Raw genomic sequence first — 26,381 nt, 5'->3', positions numbered from 1 at the left:
TAATACCCACATTATCTTCCTTCCTTAGAATATTCTTCTAGGAAGGATAACGTTTAAAGGCGGAGTATCAAAAACAATTAGCTTAGCTTGACGGCTATGCGGTGAGCCTCCTCGTCGCTAACGCTCCTGTGGGGTCTCACCTGTCCCGCTAGTCCCGCAGGAGTCGAGCATCCTTCCGCTCCAATCAGCCAGTGTGGTTCTTTTATTCAATAATTGTTTTAAAAGCAACAATCTTTTAGAAAATAGTCTTTTTCTCTACAGAGAACCCCAACTCACAATGGACTCAAGCGGAAATCCCCCTTCACTCTTATAGAAACGTCTATAATGACCCTTTGTAGTATTAAAATAAGCAAGGGTGAGATGCCTCCCCCTTGCTTAAACCTTCTTAACTCTCCAACAGAAATGGCGTATTTTGGCTATCCATACACCTTAGTAGTCTTTCTTTAAACCGCTCAAGTGTCATTTTGCTTAGTGATTCTTCAAATGTAAAATATCCAACATCCCGCGTTTCATTTGATAAGCTTAGCTCTCCACTTACAGGTCTGCCCTTAAAAACAAATAGATTCAATTTCTTTGAGCTGTTTTGTTCAACACCGACTAATTCTGTTACTTCTATTTCAATCCCGGACTCTTCTCGAACCTCTCGTATAGCAGCGTTCTGTAACGTTTCTTCTTTATCAACGTATCCACCAGGGAATTCCCACCCTCGATTAGGGTTCTTGACTAGTAGAATTTCACCCTCTTCATCTACTACCATCACAACGACAGCTATTTTGTATAAAACCAACCTAAGCACTCCCCCTTATCCGTTAAAATACTGATCAAGAAGAGTTAGAAAACACTCCATGTCTTTGTAAGTGATATCTCCTATATTCGCTACTCGAAATGTATTTAAACCTTCAAGCTTACCAGGATAAATCGTGAAACCACGCTCATATAGGAAATCGTGTAGGGCGTTAAATTCGTACCCTTTATGTGAAGGTTCAACAATAGATGTGATAATTCTTGAATGATTTGCTTCATCAATTAAATGCGTCAAACCGAGCTTCTTGATTCCATTTATTAACGTCTGCCACGTTTTTGAGTATCTGGTGTACCTTCTCTCAATTCCCTCCCACTGTGTTTCCAAAATTGCTTGCTGAAGGGCATAAAGCGTCTGAACAGGTGGGGTGAACCTCATTTGTTTCGTTTTAGCAAAATGCTGATATTGTTCATATAGATTCAAATATAAATTCCTTGGCTTTATTTCCTTTGCCTTTTCAAGCTGTTCGTTATTTGCTATAACAAACGAGATGCCTGCCATCCCTTGGAGGTTTTTGTTCGAGCTTGCTGCAAGATAGCTAACGTTCATTCGTTTCATATCAATAGGTATCGCACCATATGAACTCATCGCATCAACAATCATGGCAATGTTGTGTTTCTTGCAAATGTTCCCAACTGCTTCGATGTTATTTAACAGCCCGGTTGTTGTTTCACAATGAACAATCACAAGGTGAGAAATTGTAACGCTCGCATTCTTTATAAGCAATTCAAGCTTAGTCAAATCTATACCACTCTCAAGTGGTGAATCATATTCAAGAACATTTAATCCATAAATCGTCGCAATCTTGAGCATGCGTTTCCCATATGCCCCATTGTTTACGATAACAATCGCTTCATTATCAACGACAGAACTTAGAATGGACTCAACAGCTGCTGTACCCGATCCACCAAATAAAATAGTCGAATACTCATTAGGATTTCCTACAAATTCAGTGAGTGCCTGTGAAACAGATGTCATCGTATCCCCAAAGTCACTTTCTCTCGGACATATATCAGCTACAATCTGTGCGTGTTTCACTGTATCCGTCGTCGTTGCAGGTCCAGGATTCAATAAGATTTTTCGTTCAACGTGATGGGAGGATTCTCTTGACTGAATAAGTGGGGCAATTAAGCTAATTGCTCTGTACAAATGGTTTTCATCGTCTATTTCACACCAGACTAAATTGCTAACGTTATGAACATATAAGTCTACTTCTTGCGCAATTTGAACAAGACCATCTTCATAATGAAGATTCTTATTTGTTTGCAATACCACGCTTGCTTTTTTACATAAGGTTTTGAAGGTAAGGAGAGAGAGCTTCGATATCCCTACGAGCTCAGCATAAATTGAATTTAAGTCCTCAGATTTCTTTGACATCATGATAAGATTTTGATCCTTATCCGCTTCTATAAAAACTTCGTCGCCCGATCTAGTTAGTTCACTTGCCAGGATAACATTTGTCCGTTTGTTCGCAAGCACAATCTGCAAAGCCCTTTTCTCATAAAGTAAATCTGATTCGAGAAGCAAGAAATCATCTTTAAGAAATGGTTCCATTTTATAGAGTGTCAACATACTTCCGCTTGTATTGTAATCAGGATTACTAATGCAAGTAACCTGGGGATATTTTTGAGACAAGCTTTCATATTCTTCTTTTTTGTAACCAGTTCCTATAAAGATGTTCTCAATTCCTGCATCCAACAATTTTTCAATCGAATGTTCAATGAGGGGCTTTCCATCGATTGTTAAGAAACCTTTAGGACGCCCTTCGCTTCGATTCCGTATACGACTCCCCATACCTGCCGCTAAAATAACAGCTGTTTTAATCACCTAAAAACACCTGCAATCTTTCTTTAACTTCATAGGGCTTTAGTGTTGGACGTCCAAGAGATGCCTTGCTTCCGCCTGCAATCCGCATATATAAAAAAGTTAATTCTTGATATTGTTTCCAGTTTTCAATACACTCCTTTAACTCTGCCAGAGTGTGAACATAAATTGATCTGTTATACCCGCAAGCTGATGCAACTTCCACAAAATCAACGTTCGCTGAAACGGTCTGCTGTCCCCCAGTTGAGTCATGCATGTTATTGTCGAGAAGGATGTGAAGCAAATTTGGTGGAGACCAATAGCCATTTGTAGGGAGATTACCGAGCCTCATTAGTAAGGCACCGTCCCCATCAATAGCGATAACTGATTTCTCCCTTCTCGCAAGCGCAAGACCTAAGCCTATCGAGCTAATACATCCCATCGATCCAACCATATAGAGATTGTTCGGGGCGTCTTCAAGATCATAAAGCTCTCTTCCCGTTTTTCCTGTCGTAGCTAACTGAAGTGTATGATCGTCTTTTAATGAGTTGATCTCATGTAAAACATCATATCTCGTTGGAAGCTGGTCTTCACGACTTTGAGGACTAGCGAAAGAAGTGGTTTTTTTGGTCTCTTGAGCTTGAAGACCAATAGGTTCAAAGGTTCCTTTTCTCACGATAAAAAAGTATGGTTCATTCCGCTCAATCTTTTCATTAGCTCGATGCAATTGCTGCTTCGCTTCTTCTAGATTAGTTGATAGGTATGCCCAATCAATCATTAGAAGATCAAGGGTCTTAGGCGTAATTTCTCCCATTAATTCATGTTGTGGTTCATCTGGTACACCAGGTTCTCCTCGCAAACTAACAAACCCTAGAATCGGAATTCTAAATGGTTGAATAAGCGAGACGAGTGGAGAGACTGCATTCGTTAAGCCTGAATTTTGCATTAATACAACTGATTTCTTTTGGCCTATTGTAGCTCCTGCTGCGATCGCTACAGCTTCGCCTTCATTCGTAGCGGCTACGTACTCACATTCATTAATCGCGAAATTAATAAAATGCTTTAAATAAGAACAGGGAACACCACTATAGAAATCAAACCCAAGATTTTTTAATTCGGTACCAAACTCAGGAAGTGGAATCATATCTATTCACCCCTTATCCCGAATGGTTAAATAGGTTTCTCGGTCTACCCATGAACCATTGATATAGGTAACAGCTATTGAATGAGTGCTTTTAACATGATTTAGAAGATCTGCAAGAGTAAGTTGATTAAAATCATCTCTTATTGCTAAACGTTCAAGAGAATTCCTTACAATCTCCGCTCCTTTTTCACTCACTTTCCATAACCCAAAAAACTCTCCATGATTATGGTCTTCACTTAAACTCGTAACAACTTCAACCAGATTCACAGACTGATTATATAGTTCACGAGAATATGGAAGCTCAGCTTTAACAAAGTAACCTGACTCTTTGCTTGAATCACTATCCACATCAACAACAATAGCAATGTCGTTCTCATTTGCTTGTAGCTCAGTCAGAACGTGAGGCTTATACATCAAGTCACTCTGACTTATAATCAGGTTACCTGCGATTTGGTCCATTGCACGATGAAGCACTGATAGCTCTGCATGCTGAGTAGCACCGTCTAAGTTTTGACCCGTTGGCCCAATGACAGAAACATGATGTATGTTGTGAGATTTAAGTTGTGCTACTTGGTCTATTAAGGCATCTTGATCTGCTGAGCTTTTCATAACGATGATTGAATTTATGTTTGCACTAGAAGCATTTAAATATTTCCCTTCAGCTCGAGCAAGCTCAACTGCTCCTTGAAGTTGAAAGATTTCATCCACAGATGTGACGTTTGCCTCTACATTGGCAAGACTTTCTTCAACATATATTTGGTTAGACGTTTCTTGCATGGCTTTAATCGAAGCCCGTAGATTATGATTAGCCCATATCGCCAAACTAACGCCTAAATCTCTGAAGCGTTGAGTCGGTACTGAGTAATATTTGGTTGGTACAATGACAACCGGTAGTCGATCATCCCACTCTTTCATAAATGCTTCAATCTCAAGACTATCCGACCGCTTACTATGCATGAGAATCGCATCACTTCCCGCTACTCTATAAGCTTCAGCACGTTTAAGAGCTTCCTGAAGTCCCCACCCCGCAATCAACGCTTCAATTCGCGATACAACAACAAAATCATCGTCTTTTTGAGTATCTTTCATTGCTTTTATTTTTCCACAGAATTCATCGATACAGGCAAGCGGTTGCGCTTCACCTTTAATAAAAGAATTCGTCTTTGGGAAAACTTTATCTTCAATGCAAACGCCAGCTATGTCACGCTGCTCTAACTTCTTCACAAGTCTTCTGGCATTATTAAAATTTCCATACCCCGTATCACCATCAAGTAGAATTGGAATGGAAGTAGCATCACTCATAAATTCTAATACATCCAATATCTGTGTCCACGATGCCTCATTATTGTCTCTAACCCCTAATGATGCAGAGATTGATAAACCACTGCCCCAAATTCCCTTGAAACCTGCTTCTTCTACGATTTTAGCGGAAAGAGCATGGTGGGCTTCCATGATGTATTCTAACGAACTACTTGTTATGATGTTTCTAAGTTGTTTTGTTTTTCTCATATCGGTCACCTCTATCTGAACTCCCTACAGGATGAGCTTATTTCTCAACGCTTTAAAAGACGGTTGTTTCATAACACGGTGAGTGACTTTCAGCAAAATGGTGGTATCTTGATTCAAATGAGGTTGCAATACGTTATATACCTCATCGCCCGTTTCACAAAAGTGAACCTTTTCTTGCTCCATTCCTGCTTTTAGTGCTGCATGACCGATCTCTTCTGCTCTCTCTCCAACAATGATCAACATATCAATGTTCGCCTCGGCTGCCTTTTGCCCCATTTGTTCATATTGTTCTGTGGCATACTTGCTCTTACCTAACTGAGGCATATACCCTAATAGACCTACCGATTTCTTTCCTACTGTAACGGCTGAAAGAACCTCGAGAGCTGTCGCCATTGAAAGAGGTGCAGAATTCCATGTGTCGTCAATAATGGTCGATCCATTCGCTCCTTCTTTAAACTCAAGATGCTCTTTCACTTGCTTATACGAAGCGAGTCGTTTAAGCGCGGTCGGAATATCAACGCCAACTGAAGACACTGCAGCGATTGCTGCAAGGGCATTGTAGACATTATGTTCTCCGTATCCAGGTACGAATGCATCATAGCTATTTCCTTCGTGAACGAGCGTGAACGCCATTCCACCTGTATCATAGTGAGCATTAATTGCACGGAAGTGACAGGTTTCGTTCATACCGATATGGACGGCATTTGGAAAAAGACTAAGATCAATGACCTGACGTATATTCTCGTCATCAGAATTGAGTATCAGTGTTCCTTTTTCGGGATCTAACCCTTCAACAATTTCACCTTTTGCTTTCATGTACTCTTCTGGCGTATCGCAATCAGCTAAATGATGCACTCCTACATTTAACAAAACACGTATTTGGGGTTTAAAGTACCTACAGGCAACTCGTAAGTAACCTGGATATGCAACAGGCATCTCAAATACCGCCACTTCTGTATCATCATCTAGTTTGTTTAAATAGCGAAGGTTCACCGACATTGAATTCATACTCATCCAGGTCGCTTTCACGTTGAAATCTTCCAATAGAATTTGACGTACCATTTCTTTCGTTGTCGTTTTCCCACAAGTTCCTGTGATTCCGATTATAGGAAAATCAAAAAGGCTCCGATAATACTCAACGAATCTCCAATAATCATCCTTTAGTTGATCAGTTTGAATCAGTATGATGTTATCTCCTAAATCAATGCATTTGTCTGGACGATCCGTTATAACAACCACAACCTCATGTTCTCTCCAATATTTCCCCTTAATCCGCTCATGATCGAGATGGAACAATAAGGTATGATCATCAACATCTTTCTTCGTGCGATTTACAACGTGGTGGATCATCGGATCTCCAGAACCTTTGATAATCTGACCGTCAATAAGCTTTAAAATTTCGCTTAATCTTAGGTTTCTCACCTGTCATCACCTACCATCTCTTTATTCATAACCCATCGTAACCTGCTAATATGCTTGCATAGTTTAAAAGACGATGCCCTGCTAAATTCCGCAATTTATAAGCTCTGATCTGTGAGAATAAATTATCCGGTTTTGCATTAATTTCTAATAGTTTGATTGAGTCGTACTGATCAATACATAGATCAACAGCGATTTCTCCAAAGGGGCCTACTTCATCCTGAACGGTTTCAACAATTCGCCCTGCAAGCTTCCCAATTTGTTTAGATACAGATGTTCTCTCTGTACTATCTGGATAGAGATGAAGGAGCACTTTGCTGACCCTCATGTTGATTTCAGACTCTTCCGTTAGCACATCGTCGTTTGATAGACGAGCTACCATACCTGTTCTTAACCAGCAATTCTTAATTCCTTTTTGCATATAAACACGTATTTCAACATTTTTACCGTTGTATTGTTTGCGCCGAATGCCTTCTTGTACGATATAGTTCGTTTGTTTCATATGAGGGGTCATGTACTCCAGTAATTCCTCAATAGTGGTGAAATCTTGGCGTGTATTTCGTTGTAAATCTGTCATGATGATGTTCGTTGGCTTACGCAGAATTCGATTAATTCCCATACTTAAAGATCCACTTACCGGTTTCACAAATACTTCCCCGTGTTTATTTAGCATGTTAATTAAAGTATCAGGAGTCTTTAGTAATTTTGTCTCGGGTAAATGTTTACCATAGTGACTTGAAAGTAATTGATGAGACTTCCATTTGTCTCCTGTCAATTTAAAGAGAGAGGGAGAATTGATAAATGGAATTTTGTAAGTGAATTGAAATTTAAATCGTACATCTTTAATATCCTGACTTCTATCACGAATACGCAAATAACGATCATAGATGACAGCAGGAAAAGGAAAAACACCTTCTCCATCAATTGAGGTACCTTTAATAGTCATTTGAACCCAATCAATATCATCTGGTTCAAATGCATAAAGGAGCATCTGTTTTGCCTTTGCTAAATGGAACAAATGTTGAAAATAGGTCGTTTGTCTTTCAAACGGTCTATTTGCAAGAATTCCAATAATTGGACCAAGTGTCAAAACACCATCTGAAGAGAAAAGCGTTGGACACCAGCCTTCAGGCAAAGAGAGTTGGTCTCGTAATGCTTTTGAAAGATGAACCTTATCTGAGTTCTGAAATGCAAAAGGGTATGGTTTAATGGTTGCTGACACAAGATTAATCCCCGCTCGAACGTGTGTCGCATCCCCTTCTTTAAGGTGATACTTTATTCTTAACTTTTTCGGGATTTGAATGATTGCTCCTTGTTCATATCGTTTCGTTGTTTTCTCTACACCCCAGTTCACGCGAAAGTCGCACTCTTCTTCAATTGGACATCCACGTTCAATCGCTTCAAATAACACCATCAATTCTTTCTGATACTGAGCGTAAGTGGATGTATTTTGAATTGTTTTCTTAACATGCGGCCATAGTTGTTTAAGAACAGGATAGTTTCCGTTATAGTAAGCCCTCTGAATAACGGGATGAAAAACATAGTCGTCGTTCAACTCATGATGGTGATTCCCCACAAGCTTCGCTAGGCACAGAATAGATAACGATAGGGTTGGATCGATTACCCATGAGCTCAGCGATAAATACTCCATTCCATACGGCTTCACGCGATAGCGACCTAGCCCTCCATGGTTGGTTCTCCTTCTTCTTTTTGCTGTTCTAGAATTCTCAATCATAGCAATCGGAATGGCGAGATACTGATCTAGAGCCTTTAACAGAGATACAGAACATGGAATTCCAAAATGCAAATGCCCTCCACATTGATAACCCACAAACGGCATGCTCCCTGCTCGAAATGCTACGTTTTCGTAAGGGACAAGTTCGGAGGCTTTTTGAATAAGAGCTTTCATATTTTGAAAGACTTCGTGAGGTGATTCAGCTTCTATTGGTCTAAGTTCAGCTAGAGCATACTGACCACTATCTTTCTCAATCTGCCTCTCGTCACAGCCAACTGATCCTTGAATTGGAAAGAAAGTCGAAGCTGGTAGTAATTCATTATCGCAGCTCAACATGAACTCAATATCTGCACCGATTGTGAATGGGCTTACCACTTTTGTAACTGGATCTAGTTTCAAATTCTTGGATTCATTTATGTCCAATACAATGTGTGATTCGTTAGGTAGTACGCCAATTTTAACGATGCCTTGTTGTAGTCCTACTACATAAAGGGCACGTGTTGCAGTTTTGATCCACTCCGTAGGAACGGTATTAAGTTCTACTCGCTTTGATACCCACCCATAAGCCTGCGTCCTAATAGGTAAATCACTGTAAATGACTTCATCCTCCTCAATCACGGAAACGTTCTCCACCGAAAGACTTTGAATATGAAAGAGATATTCTTTCTCAACGATGCATACTTTCGTGAAAAAGTCATATCCTTCTTCAATGGCCTCAGACTGAGTATGAATGATCGAAATGTCCCTTCCCTGATAGTGACCATATTTACGACCAACAATTGGATACGTGCACGTTTTTGGATCCACTAATTCAACAGATCTTATGTTGTTTAGCGCTAGTGTTTGAAGCATCAATTCTTTATCCGAAATAATGCTAAATTGTTCTCTTAACAGGTCCATGTATGATAACCCTCCATTGTGGAAATTCCGCTTTCCACCTACCCCTACAAAAGTCGTATCGGAATTAATATATTGAGATTTCATTACATTGTTCCTGTACATCTGTATATTAATGATGGACGTGTATGAAACGCCAAAGAGTAAAAAGCAATGAGATACACCTGATTAGCCCTTTCACAAATTTGATTTACTTTGCATGTTTTAGTAATAAACCACTTCTCAAAAATAAAGGAGTCTTTCTAATGGCAGTGCAGTTTATCAAAAAAAATTATGTGAAGTATAACCACGGAAAGGGATATTTGTGTTGCCATGTGGAAGCTTTACATGCGACACCTCCATCCGCTGATCTTTATACCGACTTACTTGTAAAGAGTTTAATCCAAAAAACCGGGTGCGCTGGTATTATTAGCACTGTTTCAAGAACTGTTATTGACCTTAACCGATCACCTACCATGGATAACCTAGCGGCGGTAACGGAATATCGGAAATCAATCCAAGAGATTGTGACTCATTTAGGGATATATGAAGAGGAAACGAATCGACTTACCGTTCCATACTTGCATCTTTCATTTCATGGTATGAAGGATTCCCATTATGGTCCGCTTGCCATTGAAGTAGGCACATTACGAGGAAAATCGTGTTCAGAAGATGTTAAGAATTGGTTTACAGAAATGCTTACGGAGAATATCCAGAGCATTCTCCCTCATGCTACAGTCATTTTTGACAATAAATTCATTGGGGATAAATCGATTCACCTTCATCGAGTTGGTGATGGAGAGGAATACAACGGGTACAAGGAAAATTTTCATTCATTTCAAATAGAACTATCACGAACGCTTCGTAAAAAGCATCGTTCTAAAATCAATCAAGTCTTTTCCAACTTAATAAATGAATTTCAATCGAAGTTTGTAGTAGATTTAAAATGATGGATTTGAGATCGACCATGGCAACGAACAAAGAATGGAGAAATGTTCCTCCATTCTCCAAAAACATGACCTTCGTTTAGCTAGAGCATATTTCTAATATAGTTCGGCAGTGTGAAGGAAGAAAGAAAAATTTCTGAATTAATATAGTTGGTATCCTTATCCATTAATTTCGATAAATCAGCCTGCAAGGGGTCTGCTTTTTTGGAAGCCATGGTAAAGCTCCATATTCCACAAGGGAATAGAGGAATAGAGACGATATATGTCCGAACAATAGGAAATAGGTTCTTTAACTGCTGTCCAGTTTTCTCAAGTATGGATGTGTTATAGAATGGAGAACCCGATTGGAACGTCACTACTCCGTCTTCGGATAGTGCATCATAAACATATTGATAGAAATCTGAGCTAAATAGCTTTTTACCTGGCCCAACAGGATCAGGTCGATCAATCATGAGAACATCGTATGATTTCTTTTGCCTTTGAATCCATTCATACCCATCTTGATGGATCATATTGAAGTGTTTATCTGTCTTAAAGGCTTCCTCAGATGTTAACCATTTTCTACAAACAGATGTAACCCTCTCGTCAATTTCAACAACATCAATTTTTTCGATACTTTTATATTTCATCGCCTCCCGGACGTGGCCACAATCTCCTCCTCCAATCATTCCAATGTTCTTTGGATTCGGGTGTGTCACGATCGGTATATGACTAATCATTTCGTTGTATATAAAACCTTCCTTTGTAGACACCTGCGGAATTCCATCCAAAACAAGCATTCTACCAAATCCTTTTGTCTCAACGATACTTATTTCCTGAAAAGGAGATTGCTCATAATGCAGTAAAGATTTAACTTTGTAAGCCACTTTCATTCTTGCTTTCCCTACATAATTTTCAATCCAAAGTACATGATTCGCGTCCTTTTTGAACCCATGAAACGTCCCATTATCCGCCACACTAACCACCATCCATCTCCTAATTTCACTTATTTTTAATATTATGTAATGAGACGGATGGCTGGCACAGCTGTTGTTATAAAAGTGGGGGTCAGGCTCGGGCCTGACCCCCACTGCTCTACCACGTTAATACAAACATTCAATAAACCGCTCTCTTTCATTTTCATAAGCTAGTAGCGAAGAGTACTTATATGAACGTAGTCGCTAAGTAAATTACGACAGGCATCGTTAAAAGGCTCGATACAGTAGAGACCAACGTTGCGCTTGAAACATTTTGTGGTTCGGTATGAAACTGAATGGCATACATCGTTGTGTTCGCCGCAGTAGGTGTAGCAGCCATAATAATCATGATTTGTTTCGTCATCACATCCACTGGCATGAACAAGACAATACCAGCCGCGATAAGCGGCGCAATCATTAATTTAAGAGAAAGTGCAGTTGATAGCTTTCTCCAGTCAACGGCTCGAACGGTTATATTCGCAAGCTGCATGCCGAGCGTTACCATAATAACTGGAATTGCGGCATCAGCTATTAAATCTACCCCTTCGCCGATAGTCCCTAGTGGGATGTGTAACCATTGGAACGCTAGACCAACAATTGCTCCATAAACCATTGGCATCCGTCTCACTGCTCGTAAGGCAGCCTTCACTCCATCATGCTCTGGACTTCCTTTCGCAGCATAATAAACACCTAGCGTACTCATCAATAGTTGTTGAAGTACCATTAAGACAATCGCCGTTTCCATCCCCACCGCACCGAAAAGAAATAGAACAAGAGGCGTACCATAGTTGCCGTTATTCATGAAGGCACTTGAAAGAACCAACCCGCATCGTTCTGACTCTGTGAAACGATAGAATTTGGATAGAATGCTAACGATGGCAATTAGAGCAAAGCAGAGTCCGAGCATGTAAATCGATAGATATCCGTATGATGAGTCAATTTCCTGTTCATAGAATGTCCGAAAAACGAGAATGGGCACTAATACATATAAAGCAAGATTTGATAAGACTCTTGTTTCAAGCTTTAGAAACCGCTGTGCAATATACCCAACAGCAAAAACAAAAAAGATCGGTAACAGAATCGTGATGATCGACATTCTCATTCTCCTTCAACTCGTAAGGCTTGCAAGGATAAAAAGGGACCCAACAACTTGGATCCCCTTCTCACTTTATCCGTTAAAAACAATAATTTTTTCTTCGGTCATTTCCTCAATGGCATAGCGCGGCCCTTCTTTTCCAGTTCCGCTCTTCTTCACACCACCATATGGCATATGATCCACGCGGTACCCTGATGTATCGTTGATCATCAGTCCTCCAACATGAATCTCATTAATCGCTTTTAAAGTAAAAGCGAGATCATTCGTAAACAATCCTGCCTGAAGACCATACTCAGAATCATTTACTCTTGCAATCACTTCATCCTCTGATCGATAAGAACTTACCGCAACGACAGGGCCGAATACTTCCTGTCTGCACACTTTCATCTCATCCGTTACATTCGTAAGAATCGTAGGATAGTAGAAAACGCCATCTCGTTTCCCGCCGGTTTCAACGCTCGCTCCTTGCTCTACAGCCTCGTTAACCCAGCTCTCTACTCGAATCGCTTCACGTTCTGCAATCATTGGACCGATCGCCGTCGATGCATCCATTGGATCTCCAACAACTAGTCCTTCCGTTACTTCCTTCATTTTCGCAAGGAATGATTCGTAAACCTCTTCATGAACATAAACACGCTGAACTGAGATACAAACCTGACCTGCGTTATTAAAGCTCTTTTCAGCTGAAAGAGTTGCTGCCGTCTCGATATCTGCGTCACGGTGAACAATCGTTGCTGAATTATTTCCAAGTTCAAGGGCTACATTACGGAGTCCAGCTTTCTCACGAATCAGTTGCCCAACTCTCGGGCTTCCAGTAAACGTAAACATGTTCACATCCTGATTCTCAACTAGCCACTCCCCAACAGTTGCACCATCCCCAGTGAGAAGGTTCAAACGCCCAGCAGGCAACCCCGCTTCCTCCATAATTTCCGTTAGGATAACCGCACAAATTGGCGTCACTTCTGCCGGTTTCAACACCACACTATTACCAGCAGCAAGCGCAGGGCCAATTTTGTGACAAACGAGATTGAGGGGCACATTGAATGGGGTAATAGCTGCAACGACACCGATCGGAAAACGTCTTGTGAAAGCCTGGCGTTGTTCAGATCCTGGTGCTGATTCAACTGGAATACCTTCTCCATGAATGCGTTTCGCTTCTTCAGCAGATACTTCAAGCGTTAGTGCCGCTCGACCTACCTCACCCCTACATTCTGCAAGTGGCTTACCAACTTCTCTCGCTAGGATTTCACCAAGTTCACCCTGACGAGCGCGAAGTGTAGCTGCTGCCTTAATTAGAACAGAATAGCGGTCATATGGTGAAAAGGGTGTTTTTAAAGCGTTTTTAGCAGCTTGCACGGCATCGATTACATCCTGCTTTTCTGCTGCTGCCGTTCTTGCCGTTACTTCTTGAGTATATTTGTTAAGAACATCATCGGTGACCGATTTTTCTCGCCACTCACCATCAATATATAGTCCATAAGTAAGTACAGAAGTTTGTGTAACCATCAAACATCATCCTCCTTTTTATAACGTTACGACCTTTTTGTTTAATAAAAGTTCTTCCGCTTTGCCTTGACTACCAAACACACGAATCTTCTCCTGCACTTTTTCTTTCATACGAAGACGTCCAAGTCCAAGGGAGCTTGCGAGTACAATATCATCAGGATTCTCAGCAAATGCTTCTTGTACACCCTTCGTAAAAGCCTGACGTAATTCAGTATCGACATTAATCTTTGCGATTCCAAGAGAGATGGCACGCTTAACTTGCTCGTCTGGTACATCAGATCCTCCATGAAGAACAACCGGACGTTTCACAGCATCAACAATCTCTTTCAACCGTTCGAAGCGAAGGTTTGGCGTCTCCTTATAGATCCCATGAGCTGTGCCAATGGATACCGCAAGATAATCAACATCAGTGGCTTCTACAAATGCAACGGCTTCTTCGGTAGACGTAATCAATGCATCTTTTTCATCAACGGTTATATCATCCTCGGTTCCGCCGATCTTCCCAATTTCACCTTCTGATCCAATTCCTAGAGCTCTTGCGATTTCAACAACTTTCTTCGTTGTTGCTGTGTTCTCTTCGAACGAAAGACCTGATCCGTCGAACATCACTGACTGAAATCCCATTTGAACGGCCTGCATCGTTTGTTCAAACTGACGACTATGGTCAAGATGAATGGCAACCGGTACATCGAAATCCTTTTCGTACGTATCGATCAGTCCTTTTAATGCTTCCATACCTAGTGTTTGAATCACCTTTTGCCCTACTTGTATCATAATCGGTGCCTTTTCCTCTTCAGCTGCCTCCAATATAGCAAGTACCGTTTCTGCATTATGAGCGCTAAACGCACCTACTCCATACCCGTTCTGAAAAGCATGATCTAGCATCGTTTTTCCATTAATAAATGGCATACTATTTGCTCCCTTCTACCTCTTCAATTCAATATGATAGTGATACTGATCACTTCGATAGTTTGTTTTTGTATATTCCATTGGATAGTCCTGTAATCCGTAGCTCAGTCGTGTCATTTCAAGCAAAGCTTCACCTGGTCGTATGGCAAGTAAATCAGCTTCATCAATCGTGGCATTCATCGCTGCAATTCGCTCGTGCGCTTTCGTTAAATAAATTTCATCGTTCTCAAGTATTTCATAAAATTTGGCTTCATTTAAATCGTGCTTCATAAGAAGCTGTCCAATTGACTCAGGCCAGCAGCTCCGCTCAAGTGCAACTGGTGTATCATCAGCAAAGCGAATTCGCTCGACTAATAGAATTGGCGAATCTTGAGCTACTTGAAGCATGTCACTCTCGTGGTAAAGATTTGTTCTGAATTCAGCTCGAAGAAGTTTCGATCTCGGGACTTGCCCTCTTTCCATCACTTCTTCAGCAAATCCTTTTAACTGACCTAGATTACCGACAAGCTGATGTGGTTTAACAACCGTCCCTCTGCCCTGCTTCTTCTCAAGTAAACCATTCTGTACTAGGATTGTAACCGCCTGTCGAATCGTTGTGCGACTCACTCCAAATTCTTTGATTAATTCCTTTTCTGTTGGAATAAGCGTATTCGCTTTCCAATCACCGCTCTGTATTCGATCAATCAGAGTATTTTTAACTTGTAGGTAAAGAGCTTCATCACTAGTGGTTTTGAATCGATTAGTCGACATACAGTTCTTTTCCTTTAAGTGGTGGCGGGTAAGTTGTAACATCTTCACCTATGAGCGGCTTAAGCCATTCATAGTAACGTTTTCGGTCTTTAATGAACTCAACTGGCATTACTCTTTCACCTGCTTCAACTACCTTTTCGAGCTCAATAGGAATCATATCAACAGAGTAGCGGTGGTGGGACTTACGCTTAATTGAAACCATCACACCTGAAAGACCATCTCGAATCCACTCTGCTCCAACTTTACCAACCGTATATGCTTCCTCCCGATCGATATCGGAAATAACAGCGGAGAAGCTTCGCTGATTCATCCCTAGCAGTTCAGCTCTTGTCATTACACGTAATTCGCTTTTGAGAAAAGCTGCAACTTCGCTTGAAATGCCACCAAGCACTGGTCTTCCATCAACAACTTCACGCTGTACTTGACCTTCTTCACTCCAGTGAACGCCTTCACTAACCACAACAGTGGCATGACCGAAACGACGAAGTGCACAGTCTACATTCTGTAGCAAAAGCTCTTGTTTCAAAGGTCGTTCTGGAAGCGCAATGAAATGCGGACCTTCTTCTTCGTATTCTTGGAGAAGACCTGATGCCGAGGCAAGCCACCCCGCATTTCTTCCCATAGTCTCTAACACTCGAATCTTCTCAAAGTTCTGCATGGATGCAAGGTCTCTACTCATATCCCTTGTTGCCTGAGCAACATATCTTGCCGAACTCCCAAAACCAGGCGCATGGTCCGTTCCACCTAAATCATTATCAACCGTTTTCGGAAGTCCGAGCACTTGAAGCGGATAGTTCTGTCTTCGTGCTTCTAGCTCCACCTTCGCTAATGCTTCCATCGTTCCATTTCCCCCGATGAAAACAAGCATTTCCACATTCTTTTCTTTCAATTGACGGACACCTTGTTCAATGTGATCATCCGATAAAGGATAACGCCCTGAGCCAAGACATGCGCCAGGTACATCTCGATGAAGATGGATTTTGTGAAGCATTTCCTCGTCGCCATCCAACAAGGAACCATGCGCAAATCCTTCATAACCATTCTGAATAAAAAGCAGGGAATAATCACGTTCGATTTCTTTCACAAACCCTGCGAGGGTAGCATTAATCACGGCCGTAGGTCCCCCGGCCTGGCCAATGGCGACCTTCTTCATGCAACTGTCTCCCTTCAGTTCTTCGTATAGATCGTCGTTTCTAATCCTAACTGCTTTCCAAGCTCGATTAGTTCGTCTGCCACATCGTCATAAATAATGGCGTAATGCGGCTCAAATCCTTCTTCCATTAACCCATATAGCGTGTCATTGATTTCTGTTTCAAGTTCTACTTCAACTGATGTCCCGTTAAATCGCTGTGGTGTATCAAGCGCATTCCCACGCATGACCAAAAGGCGATAGCCTTCCGGTGTGTAACCTACTCGGAACATCGTAACGCGACCTGGCTTCAACCCGAATTCCATCGTAAAACCTAGTTTACGGTTTGGATGTACTCCAGGGCGAGCACCTTGATCTGGATGTGCTAATGAGTAAGCTCCAGCTCCACAGTGCCAGAAGACAACAGAATTACTCGCTTCATTTACGTGCACCATGTCTCCTAAATACGGAGCACTTCCTGTTAACTGCTGGAGGATGAACATGGAGACAGATCCGTGAATATCTGATTCACATGATGAAACAACGCCATCTTCCGTAAATTGAGACAGTGTTGAACAGGCTGCAGCTCCTAGTTCGTTGAAGAAGTCCGGCCAACATCGAATCGCAAGAGCTGACACATCGGCTTCGTTAATTTGATCTTGTACATACGTTGTAAACTGAGCAAAACGATGCACCGTTTCGTCGTTCCGATTGAGCCCAATCACCTGTTGCTCTGCCCGTTCAATGGCACCTTCCCATTTTTCACGGGGAAGTTTCACGCATTCTTCAAACGCTTTGTTAAGGTCGAAATTCTTCACAGTTACACCCAGTTGCTTTTGAAGGGCTTCCTCATTCGTTCCTGAGAAGAAAAAGCCTGGAGGATGTTCACCAATCACACCAATCGTTAGTCCCTTAAGATCTTCAATGACCTTTTGTACTTTAAGCTGGATTTTAAGCCTTTTCTGAACCTGCGCTTCATCCGCATTGCCAAATACGAAGCTAAAAGGATGATTGGCACAGCGCAAGACGTGACTTGTGCTATTACCACCAGTTAACGAATTGAGTCTAAGTCTTCCACCAACGCTTGGTTCACGAACAGACCAAACAATGACCGGTGCTTCAACTGCTTTAATCAGCGCTTCCACAAATTCACCATCAGCAAATGTGACGCTTTGATAAATACTAGCGATAACTTCTTCGCTGTTAACGTTTGCAAGAAATGCTTCAAGATCATCTGGAGAAGTGATAATTTCTTCTGGCTCGATAACATTCGCTGTTACGCTGTGTAGGAACTCAGAACTTTTCTTTCTTTGAACTTCCCCCGCTTCAAGATCAAACGTTTTTCTTCCAATCGGTACATATAAAATGCTCGTTTTTGGCATGATTGGTCACAACCTTTCTTCCCTGTTTGTTACGAATACTGTATCATAAGTTACTATCTTTTAAAATAGGTAATTACCTTTATGGCTATTTCCCTACTTTATTGCTTCAGCAGCTTTTTGGAAAATGTCGGCAAACGGTGAATCTTTTCGATAGAAAACAGGCGTTTGACCAATTGGTGCCTCCACATCAATGTTTCCACCCTTTGTTTCTGTGCCACTCCAAAAATGAACCCACTCATCATCAGGCAAGTAAACAGACCATTTGTCCTGCCCCTCTTCATAAACAGGCGCCACAACTAGGTCAGATCCAAGCATATATTGATACTTAATATCATAGGCTTTCGCATCATTTTCATATTCCATAAACAATGGACGCTGAATCGGCACGCCTGTTTCAGCATTTTCTTTACTAAGTGCTTTTAAATAAGGCTTCATTGTGGTGTAAACATTGGTCATTTTCACAAAGTGCTCAAGCGTTTCCTCATCCTGATCATACTGAAAACAGTCATCAGGTCTGTTGCCTTCATGTGTTCGCATAACTGGCGTAAATGCAGCCATATCGACCCAGCGAAGAAGAAGCTCTTTATTACGCTTATTGCCATGAAGGCTTGTATACCCACCGATATCGCTATGATGAACACCATTTCCACTCATCCCTGCAGACAATGCTGCTGGAATAACGGATGCTAGGCCATCATCAAGACTCCAATCCACACTCTGATCTCCTGCCCATAGTAGCGGACAATAGCCCCCGCTACCGGAATATCCTGCTCTCATGAAATAAACAATATCGCCATAGCGTCCGGCTTTTTTCACCGCGTTATGGTTTACTTTCGCCCACATCACAGGCCAGGCATTGTGCATCATTGTTGCAGGTTCTCCGTTAGAAAGCTTAAGATCTGTTGGCAGATATTCACCGAAATCAGCCATCCATCCGTCCATTCCGAAATCGATCATATTCCTTTGAATAACACCTTCATACCACTCACACGCATCTTCGTTTGTAAAATCAACTACGCCGCAGTCAAATTCACCGAAATCCACAACATAATCGCTACCATCTAATGCAGTTGCAAGGTATCCATTCTTGTAAGCTTCTGCATAAAGGTCTCCTTCAACTGCAACATAAGGATTAATATAGCCGAGAAAGCGAATGCCTTTCTGTTTCCATTCTTTCACTTTTCGATCAAGCTCTGGATATTCTTTCGGATTCCACTTCCAGTTCCACATCAATCGTTTACCAAAGGACGTAATGCGTTTTCCCTGCCAATCTTGACACCAGACCGCACCGACCTTCATTCCCTTTTCTAGAGCATGATCTATTTTACGCTGAACAATATCGCTACCACCCTGCATTCCAAGCCAAATTCCATCAAATGTCCAATCTGGAAGCTCTGGTTGTCTGCCGAGGCGAGCAGTTAATTTCTCAACAAGCGCCTTATAGGTATTACCTGTTTCAAATAGAATTGATGCAGGTGCTTCCCATATGTGCAATTCATGAAAATCACTGCGCTGAAAATCAAAATCCGCGAACGCTGTCGTTTCCACATGGCAGAAATATTTATTCGTAGATACATAGGTTGGCTGCGGATAATTTGTATTGTAGTAATCTCCGCCTGCTTGATCTTTCACATCTGCCTGCCAGGTTGTGTAAGTAGACTTATTTCGTCCTACTCCTGGCTCTGATGTCCAAAGGGGGAAGTTCTTTCCTCGTAAATTAAAGTAGGAAAGCTGCTCGCCACAACCGTAAACTTTTTCACTCTCATCAGCAGCTACTCGAACCCAGAAACGATTGAATAGAGGATCAACGAGCTCAAACGAAACGCGGAGACCTTCCCCATCCTGCTTAAGCACCATTGTAAGTAGCTCATGATCATGAGAAAAATGACGAAATGAGATTCTGCACGTATTTCCTTCATGACGAACCGTCCCGTAACGAAGGGCTACACGCTCTACAACATAATCTTTTATTTTAAAATTACCTCTGTACATATCGATTGTTTCTTCACCACTACCTACAAAAATAAACGGACGCGCTGGAGAATGGGTGAACAATAATCGTCCTTCAAGGCGAATATCAAACTCTTCGCCTTGTTGATTCACTTCAAAGATGTTCTGAGTCACTACTGTTTTCAATGTGAACTCCTCCTTCATAGTTGATTAAGCACTTCTAAACTTCTTATCGACTTCCACCGCTTCTTGATGCTTTCGTGTAACAAATCCTTGATACTTCGTATTCCAAGACTTTAGAGCTAGAAGGCAGCACAGTCCGCCTGCAACTGTTGTTCCAATGATTGCTGGCCAGAACCAACCTGATACAATGCCTCCTGCGTAAGCAAGTCCAATTGGTGAGAATAGGATGTAAACCATAACGACGAGAGTAATAAGGATCACAGCTACTGGAATTGTAAACTTCCATGGAACCATATCGACCTTTGGATTCGCTTGGAATTGATATGCTTCTGAAAGGGGACGAATGCGACCAACAATCATCATAATTGTCACTTCAATAAGGAAGAGAATAGCTGAAATATGGATAAAGTTCATGGTCACTTCGATATTGAAAAGTTGGTTCAATCCCCACACAAGCATATAGTACGTGACGACGTGAAAAATAATGGCGATTTTCGCACCGAGTGCCGGAATCCTTTTTGACATGATACCTACGAGTACAATGGCGATAATCGGGATGTTAAAGAATCCTGTAAACCGACGGATAAGGTCCCATAAGCCGTCTGGAGCATTCATTAGCATTGGTGCAATAAAGAAAGAGACAAGTGCGAGAACGCTTCCAAAATATTTACTAACATTAATAAGTTGACGATCGGTTGCTTCTTTATTAATACCAGCTTTATACACATCAAGTGCAAACATCGTTGCGGCACTATTCAACAGTGAGTTAAAGCTTGAGAAAACAGCACCGAGTAGAACAGCTAGAAATAGACCTGACATAAACGTTGGAAGTAAGTTGGCAACGACGGTTGGATAGGCGAGATCAACTGGATTCATCGACCCTCCGTACAGGTGGAACGCAATAACACCAGGGATCATCATCATAAATGGGACCGTTAATTTATAGAATCCTGAAAGCAAAACCCCTTTTTGCCCTTCAGCAAGGTTCTTCGCTCCAAGCGTACGCTGAATCACGTACTGATTCGTCCCCCAATAGAACATATTCATGAAGATCATACCTGTAAAAATCGTCGAGAATGGAACAGAGTCGGTACTTGATCCAATCGCATTTAACTTCTCTGGATTCTCTATTGCAATCGTCTTCATACCTTCAAACATATCTCCATTTCCTAGCGCAAAGAAGCCGAGAATAGGAACAATTAATCCAATGAATAAAAGGCCAATTCCGTTAAGTGTATCTGAAATGGCTACCGCTTTAAGCCCACCGAAAATCGCATAAATAGCTCCGATAATTCCGATGATCCAAATAACGAGCCAAACTGATGATTGGAACGAGATTCCAAGAAGCTCCGGAACATCAAACAAACGAAGAATGGCAAGTGCACCAGAGTATAGAACAGATGGAATCGTAACGAATACGTATCCAAGCATAAAAAGAATAACCGTGTATCTGCGAACGCTTTCATCATATCGTTTGCTTAAAAATTCAGGAAGTGTTGAGAATGCGCCGCCGAGATAGCGCGGAAGTAAGATGAGTGCCATAATCACGATTGCAAAAGCAGCCGTTACCTCCCATGCCATATTCGAAAGGTTCGTTCGATAAGCTTGTCCATTCAATCCGATCAGCTGCTCAGCCGATAAGTTTGTTAGTAGGAGTGACCCTGCAATGAATCCACCCGTTAAACCCCGTCCTGCAAGAAAATACCCATCTGAATCATTAACTGAATTCCTTGTTTTTAAATAAGAGACCCACGCAACAAGTGCCATAAAAAATACGCACGATACGAGTGTAAATGTCATACTAGACATGCATTCTCCTCCTTTGTTAGTTACTTGGATATGTGACTGTCAGATTTTCTCCTAGAATTCCTTGATAAGCGCCAAGTTTCCTGAAACGTTCATGCTCTGGATGAGCAAGTAGCCATTTGTTTTTCATAAAAAGAAGTGGATCATATTCTTTCTCTGAGTCTTCTAACGGAAGATTTGTACCTTCTGGTAGAATCACCGTGCATTTGAATCCTTCATCACTCACTTTGCAAGGTGCTAGGTGAAGCGTGGTTTGGTACATTTCAATAGCTGTCCCCTTTGGAACAAAGAAGCCCTTGATTTTATTGACGTTAAACTGGTTATTGACGATATCATTCGTATGACCGAGCAAGAGTACAAAATCCGTTACTGCAACGTTGATCTCACTCCCTTTGTGGAACTCCAGTCCTCCAAGCGATGAATTATTACCGTTACAGTAACCAATTTGAACGGGCATACCTCCAAAGTACCGTTTCTCAACGAACCTTTTAATAGATTCATCTTCTAACTCTTGAGCAGAAGGAACGTATTGATTTCCTTCTTCAGGAATTGCTGTTGCCTGCATTCGCTCCGCTATTTCCTCATATGGAAAATCCGTAAGTACTTTGCCATAGAACTTGAAAGAATCCGTATCGACACTCTCTAATTCAAGATGACGATTCATCTCTTGCAAAACTTCAATCATAGCAAACCTCCACCATAAGTAGTAATGTTTCAATAAACGTCATAACCTTTTATCACATTATATTGTAAACGCATTCATAAATGCAATAGTTTTTTGAAAAAAGAGAAAAAGGGGTCAGGCTCGGGCCTGACCCCCACTGCTCTACCACGTTAATAAACAACAGAGTTTGTTAAGTCAACGCCATCAATTTCTTTTCGACTATCGATCAGCCATTCTCCTCCACTTTTCACTAGCTGGTAGCGAAAAGCACTAGAGGTTACTTCTGTTTCCACGTTTTGATCTCCAGGCTCGTGATTAGCCGAATCCATCGTTACGAGAACATCTACGATTGCTTTTTTTCCAGAGGAACTTATGGAGAGGCTATCTAAATCATAGGCTGCTTCTAGAACATCTCCTGTGAAAGCTCCGTTATTTTGTCTAACGGATACGAAACGATCCTCGAAATAAGAGTAAAGATCTGGTGTAAGGTTTGTGAAGTAACTTGCATCTAAATTTTCATAAGCATTGATCCAATCTCTTAAATACGTATTAACCGCATCAATAATTGGCTCTGAATAGACAAAATCTGAAGAAGCGGGCTCGGACGGGACTTCTTTCTCTATGACAACAGGATCTGGCTCGCTATAATCAACTGTTAAGTAAACTCCCGATCCATCAAATGGAACCGAAGGGCTTTTCACAACGCCTGCTTCAAACTTCTTCTCAGCGTGCAGGACGACTGAACCATCTGTTGGAAATGGTCCAATTTCTCCAGTTTTACCGATTGTAACGCCAGTATCTTTACCATTAATAAAAAGAACCGCATCGTCATAATTGGATTCTGGTGACACGTAAGCTCCGTTTACTGAAAGATCGATGTTTGCCATATCCTCTGGAGTCATTAATTCGATTTCTGCTTCTCCCTTCATCGTATAGCTCTCATGCTTCAACTCAGATGCAAACTGATAAAGACCAGGAAGAAATGGCCCTACTTTCTTTCCATCTTCTTTTCCTCCAAACACCCCTCCTTCTTCATTATTAATTTCAAGAGACGTACCTGGAAACTGCGTATAAACATTCGCATAGATAGGGACAGGCGAAATCATATAGTGATCGAAAAGCAGAAACTTTTTACCCGACTTACTAAGCTTCATTTCAATAAATAAGGCTTCATCTCGTTTTTCAAACTTAGTATTCTTTATCGTCAGTGCTTGGCGCTCAAGGTCCTGAATTAAAAGGGCACGCTGCTCAGGATGATTCTTCATTAAATCAATAAATCCTTGGAGTTCTGCTTCGTGTGAAAGAAGAGGGTTTACTTTCGAAACAACATTTTTCATTTTTTCATAGTCACCTTCCAACATGGCCACACGAAATTGATCAATTGTTCGTTCCGGTGATGATAGCATCCTTAACGTATAGAAACTGCCTGCAAGAAGAATAACGAGTGCACCTATACTAATAAGCCAGATCGTCCATTTCATATTCCTAACCGGAGTCGTTTTCGCTACCTTTCGCCCGCATTTTACACAAAAATCACCGGCTTCTTCCCTGTTACAAAACTCACACCAACCCATTTTTCCACCTCCTGCCATTAATTCAAATCATATGGCAGTGATTTCAATTTATGAACGCTTTTTGATTCAATTTTCCTATGTATTTTACTAACATGATTCAGGACTTTCTACATAACTATGAAAAAGTACACGCTAAAAAAGGGGGGACAGTCATGTCAGATCTGCAAACGAAAATTGGTGGAGGAATATCGAAACTACAGGATGGTCTTCAACAGGGGAAGAACAAGCTTCAAACAGCTCAAGAAGTGTCTCAATTAAGAAAAGCAGCAAGTGATGCAGCTACAAATCGAGCAAAAATCATCAGGCAACTGGGCGAAATAGCTTATCGGCTTGTCCGAAAAGGGGATGTTCAACATTCGGAGCTAAATGAGCAGGCGGAGCGAATCATCCAATATGATCTTGAACTCTACCAAGCTAATAAAGAACTGGAACTCCAATTGCGAAGGGAATCAAACGGTCAAACATGTGAATGTGGGGCAACGGTAAGTGAAGAGGATACCTTTTGCGGAAGCTGTGGTAATAAAGTGCAGGTGCCTGAACCAACACCCGTTTCGACCGTACCTTGCACAAGCTGTCAGGAAAACATTCCAGAGGGAGCGCAATTCTGCGGTTGTTGCGGTACAAAAAACGGCTAGGAGGTGGTACGGAATATGTATTGTACAACCTGCGGAAATGAAGTACCCTTTGGTGATAATTACTGCCCAAATGACGGGACATTTCAGCAACAAGATTTGCAGCCACACGTGACGTCTGGCGCTATTCCTAAATTCTGCTCTGACTGTGGCACATCAAATACAGGTGAACATCTTTATTGCTTCCAATGTGGAGCGTTTCAACTATCACTCATTCCATTTAAATTTGAGCGAACCAAAGAGAAAGTAACAGCGCCATCTCAAGCGCTCCCAGATCTCAGTGGTATTAATAAAAAAATGGCTCTTCTTTGTGCGTTTCTTGCCTTTCTCATGGTTGGAATTGCGTCGTTTATTATTGCGGAGAGTTTTCAGAATCAAACAGCTTCTATACAAGAAGCGGTTGCAGAATCTGAAGAATTTGGTCCATTCGGACTAATAACCGAATTTAATAGTTATGAAGATTCACAACTCCCAACTGATCCTATTATTGGAATGTCAGACTACTGGATGTACTCTCACCTGCTTAACTCTAAGGTTTCGTTCGATTCTACGTTTGATGACGAGATCTTTAAAGGTGGCGTTCATTTAGAATCAGGGTACCTCATACTCCTACTTGTTCCACTGATCGCGCTTTTAATTAGCGGCTATTTCTACAGCAGCAGAAATCGTTTGGATACACAGCAATATTGGGTATCATCCCTACTTATAGGGGTGGTTTACGGCGGACTAACAGCTATCGTTGCCATTTTTGCAGGTTTTTCATTTAGTGGGGAAATAACGGATGATTGGTACAACGCAAGCTTAGCCATTGAAAACAACTATTCATTCTTCAAAGCATTTTTCGTAGCCTTTTTCATTGGGACGATCTTTTCATTTATCGGGTGCTTACTTGGAAGTGGAACAATGCAGTCACTCAGTTCTTCTCCTCTTAAAGAAGGAGTAAGAACGATCACGATTGGAATCACTGCCTCAATCGTTGTGATGATGGTAGTATTCTATGGATTTATCATTGATGACTTACGTTTGCTTGGAGTGGAAGACATACCGACAAGTATATTTGTCTTTCTTATCGTCCAGCTTGGTTTTATCTTATGGAACGTCCTTAATCTCTCATCACTTTCACTTAATATGAGTGGTTTCGGTGAAAACGTTCAAATTGATTTCTCTACGCTAGCAGGTATGAAAGTCATTCCAACTGTTACAGATCAAGACATCACATTATTATTGAGCAATGCTCAAGATCTACGATTCTATATGCTGCTTGGATTACTCATTCCCATCTCACTCTTTATCTGGACTGGATATCGAATGCAGCAAGAAGGTTCCGTTCGAATTCATCGGATTGCCATGTTTGGGTTCGTATACGCTTTACTTATGTCATTACTAGTTGCGGGAACAAATATAGGAATTGACTTCTATAGTAGTCCACTCACTGACTCGCTTATAGGAACAGAAGATTTACCAACTCTCTTCTATGGCTTCTCCGCGATCGGCACCTTCTTCAAATGCTTCATCTTCTCAACCCTTCTCGCAATCGGAGGAGCTTATTGGAAGAAGCAGCGACTAAATAGGGGTCAGGTACGTACCTGACCCCCGCCGCGTTACCACT

The 26,381-nt window shown here is 41.4% G+C and carries 21 protein-coding genes; 3 read left to right on the top strand and 18 right to left on the bottom strand.

All coding sequences use genetic code 11. The features are described from left to right. Positions 1–385 precede the first annotated feature (385 nt). From JI666_RS17235 to JI666_RS17210, 6 genes are read right to left on the bottom strand one after another with little or no spacing between them, the layout of a single operon-like run. Positions 386–787, bottom strand: a complete 402-nt coding sequence (locus tag JI666_RS17235) for an NUDIX hydrolase (protein ID WP_286170922.1) — start codon at positions 785–787, stop codon at positions 386–388. A gap of 15 nt (positions 788–802) precedes the next feature. Then, positions 803–2,629: a 2-aminoethylphosphonate aminotransferase gene (locus JI666_RS17230; protein ID WP_206894151.1), complete on the bottom strand. Its 1,827-nt coding sequence runs from the start codon at positions 2,627–2,629 to the stop codon at positions 803–805. Beyond that, positions 2,622–3,749 (bottom strand): phosphonopyruvate decarboxylase, encoded by a 1,128-nt coding sequence (gene aepY / locus JI666_RS17225; protein ID WP_206894149.1) that lies wholly within the window; start codon positions 3,747–3,749, stop codon positions 2,622–2,624. The genes JI666_RS17230 and aepY overlap by 8 nt, the downstream gene beginning before the upstream one ends. A 6-nt stretch (positions 3,750–3,755) precedes the next feature. Then, a complete protein-coding gene (gene aepX, locus JI666_RS17220; protein ID WP_206894144.1) occupies positions 3,756–5,258 on the bottom strand; it encodes a phosphoenolpyruvate mutase in 1,503 nt (500 codons plus the stop codon). A 24-nt stretch (positions 5,259–5,282) separates the two neighbouring features. After that, a complete protein-coding gene (locus JI666_RS17215; protein ID WP_206894141.1) occupies positions 5,283–6,680 on the bottom strand; it encodes a Mur ligase family protein in 1,398 nt (465 codons plus the stop codon). A 25-nt stretch (positions 6,681–6,705) separates the two neighbouring features. Next, the gene (locus JI666_RS17210; RefSeq protein ID WP_206894139.1) at positions 6,706–9,312 is read right to left on the bottom strand and encodes a putative amidoligase domain-containing protein; all 2,607 of its coding nucleotides are present in this window, start codon (positions 9,310–9,312) and stop codon (positions 6,706–6,708) included. A 242-nt stretch (positions 9,313–9,554) separates the two neighbouring features. On the opposite strand from JI666_RS17210, the gene JI666_RS17205 reads away from it, so the two are divergent. Next, positions 9,555–10,238, top strand: a complete 684-nt coding sequence (locus JI666_RS17205) for an N-formylglutamate amidohydrolase (RefSeq protein ID WP_206894132.1) — start codon at positions 9,555–9,557, stop codon at positions 10,236–10,238. A gap of 80 nt (positions 10,239–10,318) precedes the next feature. On the opposite strand, the gene speE is transcribed toward JI666_RS17205, so the two are convergent. From speE to JI666_RS17150, 12 genes are all read right to left on the bottom strand, one after another. Further along, entirely contained in the window at positions 10,319–11,191 is an 873-nt protein-coding gene (gene speE, locus JI666_RS17200) for a polyamine aminopropyltransferase (RefSeq protein WP_349769353.1), read from the bottom strand. Between the two features lie 187 nt (positions 11,192–11,378). Next, entirely contained in the window at positions 11,379–12,287 is a 909-nt protein-coding gene (locus tag JI666_RS17195; protein ID WP_206894130.1) for an AEC family transporter, read from the bottom strand. A gap of 72 nt (positions 12,288–12,359) precedes the next feature. Continuing rightward, on the bottom strand, positions 12,360–13,754 hold the full coding sequence (locus tag JI666_RS17190; protein ID WP_524535773.1) for an aldehyde dehydrogenase family protein: 1,395 nt from the start codon (positions 13,752–13,754) through the stop codon (positions 12,360–12,362). After that, entirely contained in the window at positions 13,750–13,800 is a 51-nt protein-coding gene (locus JI666_RS22080; RefSeq protein ID WP_524535774.1) for a hypothetical protein, read from the bottom strand. Before JI666_RS22080 ends, JI666_RS17190 begins: the two co-directional genes overlap by 5 nt. A gap of 11 nt (positions 13,801–13,811) precedes the next feature. Further along, positions 13,812–14,702, bottom strand: coding sequence for a class II fructose-bisphosphate aldolase (locus tag JI666_RS17185; RefSeq protein ID WP_206894129.1), 891 nt, complete (start codon positions 14,700–14,702; stop codon positions 13,812–13,814). Positions 14,703–14,717: 15 nt separating this feature from the next. Further along, complete coding sequence (locus tag JI666_RS17180; protein ID WP_206894128.1) at positions 14,718–15,452, bottom strand: GntR family transcriptional regulator; 735 nt, start codon at positions 15,450–15,452, stop codon at positions 14,718–14,720. After that, a complete protein-coding gene (locus JI666_RS17175) occupies positions 15,442–16,605 on the bottom strand; it encodes a diphosphate--fructose-6-phosphate 1-phosphotransferase (RefSeq protein ID WP_206894126.1) in 1,164 nt (387 codons plus the stop codon). The genes JI666_RS17180 and JI666_RS17175 overlap by 11 nt, the downstream gene beginning before the upstream one ends. A gap of 14 nt (positions 16,606–16,619) precedes the next feature. Then, positions 16,620–17,963 carry a sulfoquinovose isomerase gene (gene sftI / locus JI666_RS17170; RefSeq protein ID WP_206894124.1) on the bottom strand — a complete coding sequence of 448 codons (1,344 nt, stop codon included), beginning with the start codon at positions 17,961–17,963 and terminating at the stop codon, positions 16,620–16,622. Positions 17,964–18,056: 93 nt separating this feature from the next. Next, the gene (locus JI666_RS17165; RefSeq protein ID WP_286170920.1) at positions 18,057–20,099 is read right to left on the bottom strand and encodes an alpha-glucosidase; all 2,043 of its coding nucleotides are present in this window, start codon (positions 20,097–20,099) and stop codon (positions 18,057–18,059) included. 24 nt (positions 20,100–20,123) lie between these two features. Beyond that, positions 20,124–21,905: a solute:sodium symporter family transporter gene (locus JI666_RS17160; RefSeq protein WP_286170919.1), complete on the bottom strand. Its 1,782-nt coding sequence runs from the start codon at positions 21,903–21,905 to the stop codon at positions 20,124–20,126. Positions 21,906–21,921: 16 nt separating this feature from the next. Further along, positions 21,922–22,587 carry a DUF4867 family protein gene (locus tag JI666_RS17155; RefSeq protein WP_206894120.1) on the bottom strand — a complete coding sequence of 222 codons (666 nt, stop codon included), beginning with the start codon at positions 22,585–22,587 and terminating at the stop codon, positions 21,922–21,924. Between the two features lie 149 nt (positions 22,588–22,736). Beyond that, positions 22,737–24,140, bottom strand: coding sequence for a zinc ribbon domain-containing protein (locus JI666_RS17150; RefSeq protein WP_206894119.1), 1,404 nt, complete (start codon positions 24,138–24,140; stop codon positions 22,737–22,739). Positions 24,141–24,292: 152 nt separating this feature from the next. Here JI666_RS17150 and JI666_RS17145 point away from each other — a divergent pair, with 152 nt between their 5' ends. Together JI666_RS17145 and JI666_RS17140 are read left to right on the top strand one after the other, a co-directional pair. Continuing rightward, on the top strand, positions 24,293–24,775 hold the full coding sequence (locus JI666_RS17145; protein ID WP_206894118.1) for a zinc ribbon domain-containing protein: 483 nt from the start codon (positions 24,293–24,295) through the stop codon (positions 24,773–24,775). A gap of 15 nt (positions 24,776–24,790) precedes the next feature. After that, entirely contained in the window at positions 24,791–26,362 is a 1,572-nt protein-coding gene (locus JI666_RS17140) for a zinc ribbon domain-containing protein (protein ID WP_206894117.1), read from the top strand. The last annotated feature ends 19 nt before the right edge of the window (positions 26,363–26,381 follow it).

The sequence above is a fragment of the Bacillus sp. NTK071 genome (assembly GCF_017303315.1).
Lineage (GTDB): Bacteria > Bacillota > Bacilli > Bacillales > Guptibacillaceae > Guptibacillus.
The sequence above is the reverse complement of the archived record's forward strand: the minus strand, read 5'-3'. Positions and strand labels throughout refer to the sequence as shown.

Bases quoted from the DNA above. Each gene is read 5' to 3' on its own strand.
- aepY (WP_206894149.1), bottom strand. From the start codon at position 3,749: ATGATTCCACTTCCTGAGTTTGGTACCGAATTAAAAAATCTTGGGTTT.
- aepX (WP_206894144.1), bottom strand. From the start codon at position 5,258: ATGAGAAAAACAAAACAACTTAGAAACATCATAACAAGTAGTTCGTTA.
- JI666_RS17210 (WP_206894139.1), bottom strand. From the start codon at position 9,312: ATGGACCTGTTAAGAGAACAATTTAGCATTATTTCGGATAAAGAATTG.
- JI666_RS17205 (WP_206894132.1), top strand. From the start codon at position 9,555: ATGGCAGTGCAGTTTATCAAAAAAAATTATGTGAAGTATAACCACGGA.
- JI666_RS17195 (WP_206894130.1), bottom strand. From the start codon at position 12,287: ATGTCGATCATCACGATTCTGTTACCGATCTTTTTTGTTTTTGCTGTT.
- JI666_RS17185 (WP_206894129.1), bottom strand. From the start codon at position 14,702: ATGCCATTTATTAATGGAAAAACGATGCTAGATCATGCTTTTCAGAAC.
- JI666_RS17180 (WP_206894128.1), bottom strand. From the start codon at position 15,452: ATGTCGACTAATCGATTCAAAACCACTAGTGATGAAGCTCTTTACCTA.
- JI666_RS17175 (WP_206894126.1), bottom strand. From the start codon at position 16,605: ATGAAGAAGGTCGCCATTGGCCAGGCCGGGGGACCTACGGCCGTGATT.
- sftI (WP_206894124.1), bottom strand. From the start codon at position 17,963: ATGCCAAAAACGAGCATTTTATATGTACCGATTGGAAGAAAAACGTTT.
- JI666_RS17160 (WP_286170919.1), bottom strand. From the start codon at position 21,905: ATGTCTAGTATGACATTTACACTCGTATCGTGCGTATTTTTTATGGCA.
- JI666_RS17155 (WP_206894120.1), bottom strand. From the start codon at position 22,587: ATGATTGAAGTTTTGCAAGAGATGAATCGTCATCTTGAATTAGAGAGT.
- JI666_RS17150 (WP_206894119.1), bottom strand. From the start codon at position 24,140: ATGGGTTGGTGTGAGTTTTGTAACAGGGAAGAAGCCGGTGATTTTTGT.
- JI666_RS17145 (WP_206894118.1), top strand. From the start codon at position 24,293: ATGTCAGATCTGCAAACGAAAATTGGTGGAGGAATATCGAAACTACAG.
- JI666_RS17140 (WP_206894117.1), top strand. From the start codon at position 24,791: ATGTATTGTACAACCTGCGGAAATGAAGTACCCTTTGGTGATAATTAC.